The 12,661-nt window shown below is 63.7% G+C and carries 13 protein-coding genes; 2 read left to right on the plus strand and 11 right to left on the minus strand.

Translation table 11 applies throughout. The features are described 5' to 3' along the window. The first annotated feature begins 73 nt into the window (after positions 1–73). Positions 74–220: a hypothetical protein gene (locus BH682_RS36095; RefSeq protein ID WP_157092611.1), complete on the plus strand. Its 147-nt coding sequence runs from the start codon at positions 74–76 to the stop codon at positions 218–220. After that, the gene (locus tag BH682_RS31840; protein ID WP_054186977.1) at positions 220–1,119 is read left to right on the plus strand and encodes a type II toxin-antitoxin system death-on-curing family toxin; all 900 of its coding nucleotides are present in this window, start codon (positions 220–222) and stop codon (positions 1,117–1,119) included. The genes BH682_RS36095 and BH682_RS31840 overlap by 1 nt, the downstream gene beginning before the upstream one ends. 123 nt (positions 1,120–1,242) lie before the next feature. Here the strand turns inward: BH682_RS31840 and BH682_RS31845 are convergent, their stop codons facing one another. The 11 genes from BH682_RS31845 to BH682_RS31890 form a co-directional block, all read right to left on the minus strand. Beyond that, the gene (locus BH682_RS31845) at positions 1,243–1,956 is read right to left on the minus strand and encodes a hypothetical protein (RefSeq protein ID WP_054186976.1); all 714 of its coding nucleotides are present in this window, start codon (positions 1,954–1,956) and stop codon (positions 1,243–1,245) included. Between the two features lie 42 nt (positions 1,957–1,998). Then, entirely contained in the window at positions 1,999–2,136 is a 138-nt protein-coding gene (locus BH682_RS36100) for a hypothetical protein (RefSeq protein WP_157092610.1), read from the minus strand. Beyond that, entirely contained in the window at positions 2,133–2,582 is a 450-nt protein-coding gene (locus BH682_RS31850; protein WP_054186975.1) for a hypothetical protein, read from the minus strand. Before BH682_RS31850 ends, BH682_RS36100 begins: the two co-directional genes overlap by 4 nt. A gap of 105 nt (positions 2,583–2,687) precedes the next feature. Then, positions 2,688–3,152 (minus strand): hypothetical protein, encoded by a 465-nt coding sequence (locus BH682_RS31855; RefSeq protein WP_075835959.1) that lies wholly within the window; start codon positions 3,150–3,152, stop codon positions 2,688–2,690. After that, positions 3,149–4,579, minus strand: coding sequence for a hypothetical protein (locus BH682_RS31860; protein ID WP_054186973.1), 1,431 nt, complete (start codon positions 4,577–4,579; stop codon positions 3,149–3,151). The genes BH682_RS31855 and BH682_RS31860 overlap by 4 nt, the downstream gene beginning before the upstream one ends. A 71-nt stretch (positions 4,580–4,650) precedes the next feature. Next, positions 4,651–5,883, minus strand: coding sequence for a hypothetical protein (locus BH682_RS31865; protein ID WP_054186972.1), 1,233 nt, complete (start codon positions 5,881–5,883; stop codon positions 4,651–4,653). Positions 5,884–6,211: 328 nt separating this feature from the next. Further along, positions 6,212–6,796: a DUF4913 domain-containing protein gene (locus BH682_RS31870; RefSeq protein WP_054186971.1), complete on the minus strand. Its 585-nt coding sequence runs from the start codon at positions 6,794–6,796 to the stop codon at positions 6,212–6,214. Next, positions 6,793–8,550, minus strand: coding sequence for a type IV secretory system conjugative DNA transfer family protein (locus BH682_RS31875; RefSeq protein ID WP_042925504.1), 1,758 nt, complete (start codon positions 8,548–8,550; stop codon positions 6,793–6,795). Before BH682_RS31875 ends, BH682_RS31870 begins: the two co-directional genes overlap by 4 nt. Then, positions 8,547–9,314 carry a hypothetical protein gene (locus BH682_RS31880; protein WP_128638051.1) on the minus strand — a complete coding sequence of 256 codons (768 nt, stop codon included), beginning with the start codon at positions 9,312–9,314 and terminating at the stop codon, positions 8,547–8,549. Before BH682_RS31880 ends, BH682_RS31875 begins: the two co-directional genes overlap by 4 nt. A gap of 31 nt (positions 9,315–9,345) precedes the next feature. Further along, positions 9,346–10,974: a hypothetical protein gene (locus BH682_RS31885; protein ID WP_051649738.1), complete on the minus strand. Its 1,629-nt coding sequence runs from the start codon at positions 10,972–10,974 to the stop codon at positions 9,346–9,348. Positions 10,975–11,104: 130 nt separating this feature from the next. After that, positions 11,105–12,592, minus strand: a complete 1,488-nt coding sequence (locus BH682_RS31890) for an SCO6880 family protein (RefSeq protein WP_054186969.1) — start codon at positions 12,590–12,592, stop codon at positions 11,105–11,107. Positions 12,593–12,661 lie beyond the last annotated feature (69 nt).

Below are 12,661 nucleotides of genomic sequence, written 5' to 3' on the forward strand. Positions count from 1 at the left end.
GCTGATTCGTGTGGTCAGGCTCTCTGCGACGACATCTGTACCAAAGCTGCACTACTGACGTACCCTCGGAGGTATGACAGATGTACGCCACAGGGAGCCGCAGGACGAGAAGGTGCTCGCACAAGTAGCTGCCGGCCCGTCGATCGACGATGCCCAGGCTCAGGCGCTTCTGGACAAGCACATGAGCCGCTGGTCGACACTGCTCGATCGCCTCAAATAGTGGCCACGCACTACCTCACCGTTCAACAGCTGATCGACATCAACGCCGCCCAAGAGGGCGGCGTTGGTGTTTCGAGCATGGCCGGGGTGGAGACGAACGCACATCGACCCCAGTCTGGGTTCGGTGACCGCGACACCTTCCCCGATGTGTGGTCGAAAGCAGCGGCCTATCTGCACGGGATCGCCAGCACCCAGTACTTCACGGACGGAAACAAGAGAACCGCCTGGCTTGCGGCCGTGATCTTCCTCGACGCGAACGGAATGGAGTTGCCGTTCGTCGCCGACATCGAGTCCGAAGCGCTGGTGCAAGCGGTGGCGCAGAAGATCTTCGACACCGACGAAAACCCTGACCGCACCGTCGAGATCGCGGCCGAGTGGTTCCGCTCGAAGTGGGAGCACGCCAACGAGTTCGGGCGCAGCGACCGCGTCGACTGGGCAGTCCTCGGAATGGGATTCACCCCGCACGCCGCATCAGATGGGGCGGTTCTCGATGCTGACATGTTGGGAATTGCACTGATCGGAGTAACCGAGGTGCCCGGCGAATTAGAGGTGCATCTCGCAGTGCGCTGTCACTTCACCCCTGTCGACGTCGGTGTTCCGCAGGAATTCGACGTCAAGATCGAGCACTCCCGTACGGACATCGCCAGTATCACGAGCTATCAGTTCCCCCGCGAATTCGGTGTGCCGATGCCAAGTGGTCACGTCCACCACCCGCATGGGTTGATGCCCGTGACCTTCGCCGGGGGGATCAAATTCGATGTTCGAGGTGAAGGTTTGATTCGATTCGTCGTCACTCGCAACGGGCGGTTGCTGACGAAACTGCCGCTGAGCATCAAACTCGTGCCTGAAATCGAAACCATCGCTGGCAACAAGCCTTTGACTGTCCCGGATTGGCAATAGTCCGCGCGCCGCTACTTCGAGTCAGGGCATCCTTCTCCGTTAGGCGGAAAGGTATGCCCGCGCGGACTGGCGGCGCTGATACTTCTCAAGCCAACGAGCAACTCGAACTGAGGCATTGAGAAACTAGGGGTCGGGGCGGATCACAATGTCGGTCGCTTCTCGATTGGTGTCAATGTACTTTTCTCGTTCGTTTCGCCACTGTGCGAGAACGGCTTCGAGCTCAAAGCGGGAACGTGGTTTTGACAAATAGTCGAGCGTCCCGGCAATCCATGGAAAGTAGTGTCGGTGGGCCTGCCGACTTGTCGCGGTTTGAGGAGCGAAGATGTCTTGGAATGCCAATCCTGCACGGTCGTTCGCAATACGGTCCCTTAATCCCTTCTGATCGACCACCGTAGGCGATCGTCCTTTCCTGGATCTGCCGACCTTCGGTGTACGGCGTATGGCCATCTCACTGCGGTGACCGATGGCATCGACCGTTTCTTCTGCAGCGGTGACATCGAGGCCATCAGGCAGCGCCGCCAGCAATTTCGCGGCTTGCTCTTCAAGGGGGCCGAAGCCTCTGTCTCCCGTGATGTACCAGTAGGTCATAGCCGCTGCATGCTCCCACTGAAAGGCCAGCTGTCGTTCCACGCGGGGAAGACGTAGCGCGGCCGAGAAGAAGTGTGTTCGTGTTTCTTTTGCTCGCATCCGGACGGCAGACCATCGTGGATCCTCCGGGTCGATGGCCGCTGTGACATCGCGGACGTCGATCAGCTGCTCGCGCAGGGTCGCTGAGGTAGCGGCAACATCCACACGTAGTGCGTAACGGCTCGGCTTCGAGCGGAGCATCCAGATCATCTAGCTACCTTATCTTTTGGCCGACATCTGTCTTCTTGTGTTTCACGACTTGTCCTTTGCATACCGATGGGCAATGCGGGTGACGTCGCCGAGTTGGTCGAGGAGGACCGCGAAGCAACCCGCTATCAGTGCGACCGGCGCAGCCGCTGCACTGGGCCATGCCACCGCTCGTCGGTTCATCTGTCCGTCTCCGGGGCGGAGGAAGGTTCATCGTCGGAGGGGACGGGGTCCGTCTCTGCCAGCGGGTCGAGGGGTCGGCCTGCGGACTGTCCGAGGTTGATGACCCGCCCGCCCATCGCCTCGATGGCCGCGGTGTAGTTGCCGCCTACGAAGTCGGCCGTAACCGCCGGGCCGCCCGCTGCTCCTACTGCCGTCGCCGACGAGGTAGGGGACGGAATATGTATCGGAAGTGATCTGGTCGAGGAGTGGAGTTCGCGTAAGGCCTGGCCGGCCACCGCCTGGACGAACGGCGGGGCCGTGGAAGGGAGGACGTCGTTGACGTTGACGGGTGGAAGCAGCCACGGGTGCAATCCCCGGGCTCGAAGCGAGGACGTCTCGACGGGGGCGGGGGTCTCAGCCTTAGTGCGAGTGAAGAGGTGTGTCAGTGAGCGAAAGCGAGATGTCATGTCGGAACTCCTTGTCGAAGGTTTCGGGCATCATCAGCGCGAAAGATGTTCTGGTGGTGGGCAGCGAACTCGGACGGGCGGCGACAGGGCGAGCGTTCACCGGTACTACTTCGGGTTCGCGGTGTCGTCGGTGGTCGGCGCGGTGGACGCTTCCGTCATGGCGCCCATGCTCACGCCGGGGAAACATGCGACGGCCCGTTCCCGGCTTGCACAGATGAGGAGGTACACGACGCCCACCGTTGAGAGGACGGTGAACGCGAAGACACCGAACGGCCACTGTCGCTGGAGAGTGAGTGCCGTTGCCGGTGCACGGCTGATCATGTCGGTCAGGAACCAGATCCACACTGCGGCTGCCAGCATCCCGCCGGCCAGACGCAGCAGGTTCCGGGGGCGACTTACCCAGGGTGCGATCTTGCGCCGGTGCCTGTAGGCGCTGATGATCACTGTCGCGGAGAGTACGACGACCGCCGTGCCCCCGGCCCAGGACGACAGAGTCAGGAGGGTCGGCAACAAGCGCACACCGGTCTGTATGTTCGGCAGAGCGGACGGTGATCCGTTGGGGAGGTTCATGATTCGTCCTTGCGGACGGCCGCGATGCGAGTGATGTCCCCGAGTTGGTCGAGGACGACTGCGGAACCATCGTCGGTCACCAGCCAGGGAACGGCTGCGCCTTCGGTCAGTGAGACAACTTCGCCACGGCCCGTCCACTGCGCACGCACGGTGCTGCTACTGGTGACCAGTGACCCGAAGATGTTGCCGGAGGTGGCATTCGACGGTTTCCAGGCAGGGGCGAAGACGGTTTGCTGTGTGCTGGAGTCCGCGAGGACGGGTCCGGCGCTGAGTAACGTACGGTCTTCGGAGACGACGGTCGGGAGCGGGTTGTCTGTGACTGCGGCCGGTACTTCCTTCGCGGCGAGAACTTCTCCGCTGCGGGCATCGTGGAAAGCGACGATCCGATTCTGCGGATTGTCGGTGTTCCACCACGCGGCCACGACACCGCGCACGGAGGACACCGCGTGGGGCGCACCCACCGCTCCACCCGGAGAGGTGACGCTCACTGTGGCCGGAGGCTGGTCACCAGGGCGCAGGATCGACCAGGGTCCTTCTGCGGGAGATACCACGGCAGTGTCGTCGTCGAGAACCTCGTAGACGGCATTGCCCGCCGGGACGGTGAGAGGGGCGACTGCACGATCAGTGGTCAGTATCGCCGGGGCAGCACCTGCATCGGTGACAAGGATTCCTTCGCCGTTGCTGGTCAACGTCGCGGACGGGGTACTTGGAATCGACGTGGGACTCAGGTGCGCACCAGATCCCGCGAGCGGAAGCACCTCGATCGCCGTGCCGGCTTTTGCGGCCACGATCGCCTTGTCCCCGGATCCTCCGACGACGGGGGCGGCGCTCGCAGCTGTCAGCGGTTGCGATTCCCAAACGAGAGCGCCGCCGTTGGCATTGACCGCCCGGAGTGTCGCTTGCGGTGTCAGATACAGAATCCGGTCCCCGGAGGTGACCGGGGCGAAGTCACCGACGGGGGAGATATCCCAGTTCACGTGAGAACTCCAGCCGTCCGGTGCAATCCGAGCAAGATTCGGTAGCGGCGTCGCAGAACTCGCTGGAGCGGTATCGTTTCCGCCGCTGATCACGACCCCGACAATGCCGAAGGTGGCGAGAGCAAGTGCTCCTGCGACGACGTATCGGTTCCGCAATGCGAGGTGCTGCGTCCACCGCGAGCGAGAAGCAGAGGTGGGGGATCGACGCTGTGCTGCAGCAGGATCGATGACCGGACGCCGCAGGCCCCCGTCACGCAAAGCGTTGATGGTGCTGACGCCGCCGTCCGCCCGGTGAACGCGCACAACGGTATCGACACCGCTGGCCTGAGCCTTCTCGGCGATCTCGGAGAGAATCAGACGCAGCGCAGCATCAGGCGGCCCGTCGAGTTGCTGTCCGTCATGGGTGAGAGTTCCGTCTGCGTTGAGATACACGTCCACAATCGCGGGCATAAGTAACGTCCTTAGAAAGTCGAACGCGCCTGGCAGGAGCGCAAAGCCCCTGCCAGGCGCGAGGGTGAAAGTCAGGCCGGGACGAGCCCTGCCTGTACTGCTGCGAGTGCATCGAACACAGGCGTGCTGACCCCTGCCAGTGCGGTGTTCACATCGGCAGCAGCCTGGTCAGCGGCTGCGACGATCTGCTCCCCGCCAGGCTGATCGAGAACGGCCGCACGAACATCACCAGCAGCCTGCTGGGCTGCAGGAGGAACGTCGGCAACAGCGGTGCGGACGGTCTCGACGACCTCGGTACCACCGGGAACCGATTCCACCTGTGCCACGGTCTGAGCTGTGGCTGCGGTGATTGCCGGTGCGTCGACGACGATCGGTGCCGGTGCCGATGCCGGGGCGGCTGCGGGTTCTTCGGTGAACGGCAACTCGAACTCGATGTCGCCGTTGTTCGTACCTGCACCGAGCGCGGTGGCGGCCGCGAACCCGGTTACGCCGCCAAGCCCTGCCCCGACGACGGCTCCAGCGCCGCCGAGTGTGAGCGCACCGATACCCGCACCGACACCGGCGGCGGGGAGGAACCCGATGGGAGTCAGCACCGGTGCCAAGGGTGCTGCGATCGCAAGTCCGGTGAGAGCTCCTACCCCTGCCAGCGGCGCGCCGACTAGCAGGGCGCCCCCGGCCGCGCCCAACGCTGTCGCTGCCACGGTTGACGCAGCCTTGCGATCGGCCTCACTCTCGATGACACCGGTACTGGTGTAGAAGGTCGCGATCTGTGCGGTCGCTACCGATGCCTGATTGTTGATCTTCTCGGCCTCGGTGGGCGGCACCCAGTACGGGCGCTTGGCGATCGCGTCTCCGAGCCGGATGAAACCTTCCTCGGCCTGGATCGGTACCACTGGTGTGACAGTCGGGTCAGGCAAGTGCAGGGGTCCCTGTTCGGGTTCTGCCGGAGCGGTGTTCTGCGCCGGGACAGACTCCGTGTTCTGCACCGGGGTGGACTGGGTGTTCTGGCTCGGCGCGGGACGCCACTGCTGCGGGTTGTACTCCGGAGCAGGTTCGACGTAGAACGGTCGAGGTGCTGGTGGTTCTTCTACGACCGGAGCAGGTGCCGGTGCTGGTGCCGGTGCCGGTGCGGCCGGGGTGGGTGAGGTCGGTGTCTGGGGGTCGAGGTTCGCCGTATTGGACGGACCCGGGGTCTGGGGGTCCAACTCCGGCGCAGCATTGGCTACTGCTGCGTTGCCGGCAGCGAGCACGACTGCGCTCATTGTGGCTCCCGCGATGACGCGGGCTTTCATCTTCGTTCGCATGAGCTGTTTCTTTCTGTCAAAGCGGAAGGGTGTTGGTGGCTCTGCCACGATCCGGCGGGTCTGCGTCGTCGTGGCCTGTGCGGTTTTCGTTGTGTCGCACCGTCCTCGTCTCACTCACATCGAGTGTATCTAATGAGTGGAGTGTATCGAGTAACTCGATACCTGGCTACCGTGAATGGTCGCCGCGCGATTGCGGCATGCCATCAGGGGGTTCGGATCGAGGGTGCTGATGGCCCCGCTGGGGAGAAGGAACATCAGCACCCTCGTGGGCAGCCGCCGCGCAGGCGGGCGATCTGGGAGTGTGCCTGCGCGGCGGCACGTCATGGGTTCATTCCGGGCCGCCGGCAGGGTTCTCGCTCCACGGTGGGTCGGCGGACGGAAGGAACGGGCTGTTGTTGTGGTGGTCGACCGAACAGCCGTAGAACGGGCCGGTTTCGGAGGAGAGGGCGTTCATGGTCGGGTCGAAGCAGTCGCGGAAGTATGCGGTCATTGCTGCGCCCGGCTCGGTGACAGCCTCGAGCCACGCTCGGCGTAGCGCCCACAGGCGTGTGATGGCTTCGGGGTGTTCGAGCCACCACGGGCACCAGTGAAATCCGTCGCTCGCGCTGCCGACGGTTTTGCGTTGCGCCCAATTGCTGATGTGATCGCCGACCCATGCGTACAGCACCACGACGTCGAGGGGTTCGGGTCCCGGCGGTGGTGCCGGGGCGGGGTCTTCCTCCGGCGTGGCCTGGGCGGCGTCGGAGAACTTCTGCGCCGCGACGGTCAGTTGCTCTTCGAGGTCGTCGAGTCCTTGGACCGCGCGGTTCGCGGTGTCGGCGGTCCGCTCCTGGTTGGTGGCCAGGGTGCTGAACTGGCGGCGCAGGGCCACCAGTTCAGCGGCGAGTTCGGCGACAGGGTCCACGTCGGTCATACCTGCTCGGGCGCAGCGGCTTTGGTGGAGGCTGCATGCAATGCTCGTGCAACAGGATTGTCGTTGCCGAGTTCGGCGATGGCAGCATTGCGCATTTCGGTCGTGGCGATTTTGCTCAACGCAGCGATGTCGCCGGCATCAGGTTCGTTGTACCAGGGGATCAGGTCCATGAGCACAGGCTTGGCGCCGGGACGAATCAGAAGCGCGTTCTCCTTTTTGATGGCCGCGACATCTTCGGGGGGCATGATCGGCTCTCGCACCTTGTGTTCGGAGGTGGAGCCACCACCGCGACCACTCGAATAGGAGTGTTCGGTGATCTTGTGTGTACCGATCAGGCCGGAGAGTTCTTCGGCGAATCCCTTGTCTTGCAGGCCTGCACCGCAGATCTTCACGGTGGCAGCGAGCCACAGGGCCTGGGCGCGGTCGTGGCCCCACACGGCCTGCATCTGGGCTTTGGACTGGAAGATCGCATCGACGCTGATCGACTTCGATCCCAACCACGACGCCAGCTCCGGGAGTTGTTTGATGCGGCAGATGTTGGCGCACTCGTCGAGCACGATCGTGATCGGCGGATCCACACGGCCACCGAGGGCGGAGGAGGTGAGGTTACCGATCTCGAAGATCCGAGTGACCATTGCTGTGAGAAGCGGGCCAGCTGAGCCGGAGCCTTCCTGCGACATCAGGTACAGGGTGGGGACGTTGCCCTCCTCGAACGCGAACAGTGACCACAGATCCAGTTCCTCGATCTCGGCAGCGCCGTCGACGAACTGTTCCCAACTCTGCGGTGGAGTGACCCAGCGCAACGTGTCTTCGTCCTGAATGCATGCCAAGGCTGTGTTCGCTCCGCCGTAGACGCCGCCCTTGGTGGTGTTCGGCAGTTCGAGAACGGTGGTGTACGAGAGAGTCATTCGTTTGAGCCCGTGCGCGCGCAGGATGTCTCGCGGCCGGTCGGAGAATGTGCTGATCCAGATGAGCACATCACGCATCGTGCATCCGGGTTCGATCGCTGCGGCCAGGATCGTCCAGGCGAGAAGATTGCGGGCGGTCGGGGTGAAGAACGCGTCTTCTTTCGACTTGTCACCCCCGCTGGTGTCGTCCATGAACGTATCCGCGAGGGAGACGGCATCCTTGAGTTTGCGGACGTGGCCGAGAATGTTCCACCACCAGGTCTGCGGGACAAATGCGATGTTGCCGGGGTCGAAGGCGTAGACAGGGCCGAGCGCGGCCCGCAGCGCGGACGTCAGAATCCACAGGTCCGGTTTGTTGGAGGTGCTGACCACCGCGCCAGGGGCGGAGAGAATGCGGGGAACAGCGACAGCGGAGGTCTTGTTCGAGCGCGGTCCCATGAAGACGAGCGTGAATTCCTCGAACGACTTGTACAGAATCGTCCGGCCGATCCGGCCGATCACCGACGCCAGTTGCCTCATGTCGACGGACTTGGCGAGCTTGCGCACGTTCGCGTTCGGGACCCCGCCGATCGACGCTCGGAGTTTGACGCCCTTCTCTGCTGCGTCGCGGCCGATCATGTCGCTCAGATTCTCGGTACTACGTAGCTTCGCGTGGGCGCTACTGCGCGGCCAGAACTTGCGGGCCAGCACCGCCAATACGATGAGAACGACCAGAACAGCGACGACGATGACGATCAGCATCCACATCGGGGTTCCGTTGCGGTACATCGTCCGTAGGCGCACCACACCGAGAAACGCGAGGAGCGCGGCGGTGGCCGCGAGCGGGGCGTAGGCGTCGCGGTTCATCGCCGGCCTCCTTTTCCGTAGGTGCCGAGTTCGACGATCGTGGTCGGATGGGCGCATTCGGCAGCGCAGAGGCGCAGCTCTTCGACCAGGGCCGAGGTGATTTCGCGCCACGGCGACGAGACCGGGCGCACCACGTGCACGGTGGCGGCCGCCGACGATGATGCCCCGGCAGGCCCGTGCAGTGTGCCGAACGGTGCGGGTGCGTTCCTGCGGCCGGAACCGGGTCGGGAGAGCGCGTCGAACACCGCGTCGGTTGCCAAAGGGGTCAGCGCCATCTGCATGGTCTCCCACACCGATCCCTGGGTCAGCTCGTCCTGCGCATCGAACGCGAGAACGTCTTCGTAGGCGTCGATTTCGCCCGTTTCACGCAGCGCGTGTGCCGCGTCGGCGGTGTTCTCGGAGCCGACCCACCCGAGAACAGCACCGAACGGCAGACCCGTGCGTGAGGCGGCGAGAAGCATGTTCGCGGTCAGCAGTGATGCCTCAGGGAGGAAGAACGTGGCGAGGCGGTTGTCGAGGACCGGGCGCAACAGATGCTCGGTGATTCTGTCCGCAGCCGGGGCGTCGGTGACCGCGCCGAGCAGATCCCACGAGCATGTGGACCCGACGACGCCGACGGCGTCGGGGTTCCACAACAGATCCGGATCGGACGAGGCGAGGTCGGTGGCCGAGGGCAGATCGTCACTGACGACGAGAACTCTCACAGGTTCCTCCGATGCGACCGAACGAGCATCGCTGTCATGTTGTGCGATAACGGATTTCATGATGATTCCTTTCCTGTGGGAGTGGGATTTCCTACGCTGCATGGTGGCCACCGGATTTGATGTGATCGAACGCGCCGTCGGTGTTGTAGAGCGCGATTTCTTCCGGGTCGAGGGTGACGCTGACGGGCAACCCCATCCGGGATCCGGATTTGATGAGGTACTTGCCACGACCGGGGTGTCGTTGTCCGGGGACCCACGTCGGGGGTGCGGACCAGCGGACGACCATTTCGCGTTCTTTGGAGGTGAACGCGGTGATCGCGTGCAAGCGGTCGACTTCCGCGTCGTCCATGCCGCCGAGCAGTTTGACGCCGTTGCGTGCCGCCATGCCTTTGGCTTTGGCGCGGTCGGACTCGGTAGGCAGAGCTTCGAGGTCGGTGATCGAGTGAGTGGACTGCAAACTGACCACACCGCGGTGCCGGTTCAGGCGTGTGATGCGGTCGGACTTTTCCACCAGACCCGGAGCTGCGCGTAGCGAGCGCCACAACTCGTCCTGGATCTGGAAGACGTTGCGCCGAGACCCGGCGGCCTGGCGACCTTCGATGACGCCGGCCGACCACGTCCAGGCGCAGAGCATCGCGGCCGCGACGACATCGTCTTCGTCGTCCTCGACTGCGGAGAGCGAGAGCGAGAGTGCCGGGCTGCTGGCCCGTGCCTCGAACGAGGACGGGCGGTCGAACATCCCGGAAATAGGGCCGCTGACCAGCAAATCCAAGGTGTTGACGAACTCACGGATTTCGCGGGCGTACTCGAGGTCGGTGTACGCGACCATGATTCTGCGCAGCGGGTCGGGACCGGCTTTGATCACCTCGACCACATCGGGGATCGTGGGGTCGGGAAGACCTGCGCGGTGGTGGCTTTCTTCTGCGATGTCCACGGCTGTGGCCAACAGCAGACGATAGGTCGACGTCAGGGCGGCACCGCCGATGATCGTGACCAGCGATTCGAGCAGAGCCAGTCGTCGACCGCGGGAGATGGAGAGCAGCTGATCTCGTTTGGTTCCGACCGATGACATGATCGCTTCACGCATCGGACCGAGGTCGAGCGGGTTCAACGAGTGCAAGCCGCGCCCGATTCTGAAGACCTCACCGCCCATTTCGTCGACGATGGCGCTGTACTCGTCTTTGAGGTCGCCGGGAATGATGCCGGCGAATCCGTAGGCGACCAGCCCCACCAGCAAGCGTTTGGCAGCGGTGGACTTACCGACACCTGGTTGCCCCTGGACCCAGATTCCGGTGTTGGTGACCAGTCCGTCGACGAGCCACTGAGAGGGGTCCACGCCGATCGGTTCCGCCGTGTGCAGGTGCCGTCCGAACGGGACTCCACGTACTCGCGCGCCTGATGACGCAGGGAACGGATAGATGCCCTTGACCTGAGCGGTGGTGCCCGAGAACAGTTTTCCAGCGTCGACGTTGTGCGCGTAGCCGCCGAACTCGCGCTTGTCTCCGCGAGCGGGCGGTACCGGACCCAGTTCGGTGAACGGCATGAACGGATTGGAATGGGTATAGGCGGGAGCGTCGGGATCGAAGGACTGGGCCTCGATCTCCTCCTTACGCCACGCCGGGACGATACCGAGCTTGGCGAGCCAACGCTCCGCCACACCGGCCTGAGCGGCGGTGCGCTGGTGCTCGCGCACCTCACGATCTTCGAGGCCGATACTCATCGCGTAACTCCCAGCGCCCTGGCCGAGCCGAGGTGTTCGAGAGGGTGTGTCATGTCGTGTCCTTCGAGGAGTGAGGTTTCGGAGGTGTGAGCGTTCGATTTCGCGTGCCGAGGCGCAGGGCGAGAAGGCTCTACCCGAGCCATCTCGTGTTCGCGTTGCGGCTCAGCGCGGATGTCGGATCGATACCGAGACCGAGGGACGCCGCGAACGTCGCTTCCTGTGCGCCGCGCGCTCGGCGGAACCGGAATTTGGTGTTGCCGCACCGTTCTTCGACGTCAGCGCATGCCGCTGCGAGGGTGGCCTCGTTGCGGACTGTGGTGGTGACGTACATCGTGAATTGCCCGAGACCTGCGCCGAGGGATTCTTCCTGAGCTGCCTTGCGGCTGCGGACACGGTCGTCGTGATCGCGCTGTGTCTCGTCCTTTTTCGTCTTGGAGTTGAAGATTCGGCGCAACGTTCCACCGGCGATTTCCTTCTCCACGATTTCCGATGCCTGCGCTGCGCTGAACGGGCGATACACCATCGAGAAGCGGCGGTAGTACTTGCCCGGGGAGACGAGGGGAAGCAGAACATTCTGGCGGACAATGCCATTGGGGACCGAGCGCAGCACCCATGACACCGAATATCCGGAGTCGTGCTTGTAGACGTCGGTCTTCTTGTTGCCGTCGGTGCGAATCGGTCCCGCATCGCGCCACGCGATCAACTCGTCCTCTTCGCTGTCACCTTCAGCGAGGAACATCCGGATGGCGGGGTCGAATGCGGCGCGGATACGGCGGATCAGGAACGGCGTCGTGGCCCTGCCGGTGACCGTTGCCCCGGATGCAGCCAGTGAGGACTCGATGCCGGGGAGCCAGCGCACCACTTCGGCGGCACCTTCGAGAAGTGTCTGCGGTTCCGTGCTCGCTTTGGAGAGGTCGAAGTTGATCGTGACCACGGTGCTCACGTCGGCGGTCGAGGACCGTGATGCCAAGGCCAGGTTGCGCATGATGCGGGTCGCGACCTCGGGGGCGTCGTCCTCGATGCGGTCGAGGACGTACTCGCGCTGGTTCACCCCGCCGGTCGGGGAGGATTCGACAGTGAAGACGATCGAAGAGATCATCGGCCGGTATCCCAGGTCAGCGAGCCAGGCGCCGTATCCGTTCATCCAAGCGATCGCATCAGCTTCGTCGGCGAGAGTGATTCCGACCGGTGAAACCCGCAAGAACGCGGACACGATTCCCGTGCGGCGGTTCCAGACCAAGCACTGTTTGCCACCCAACCCGTCGTCGACGGTGACCGGCTGCAGCGGTGCGAGAACTCCAGGCAGATGATCGTTTCCCGGAACCTCGGTCAGCACGTCGGAGGAGAAAGCGTCGGTATTGGTGGCGTTCCCGCGCCAGCTCTTCCATTCCCACGCCAGATGCCCGACGGCAGTGCGTTCGGATCCACCGAACGGCACCACCGTCAGTGCCAGGACCGGCACCGCGAGAAGAATGAGCCAGACCATCAGCATCAGTGAGAATTGTGAGCTGATTGCGATCGCCATGACTGTGGCGACGATGATCGCTGTGCCTGCGCCACCGATCTTGCCGACTCCGTACCCCCTGATGGGACGGTATCCGCCGAATCCTGGTGCCATGATGTTCTCCGTTCGATAGAGATGAGGGGAAGCCGATGTCGGCTTCGTTGGAGCGGAAAGAGCTTGTGG

This window comes from Rhodococcus sp. YL-1, from assembly GCF_001942025.1.
In the GTDB taxonomy this organism is placed as follows: domain Bacteria; phylum Actinomycetota; class Actinomycetes; order Mycobacteriales; family Mycobacteriaceae; genus Rhodococcus_F; species Rhodococcus_F qingshengii.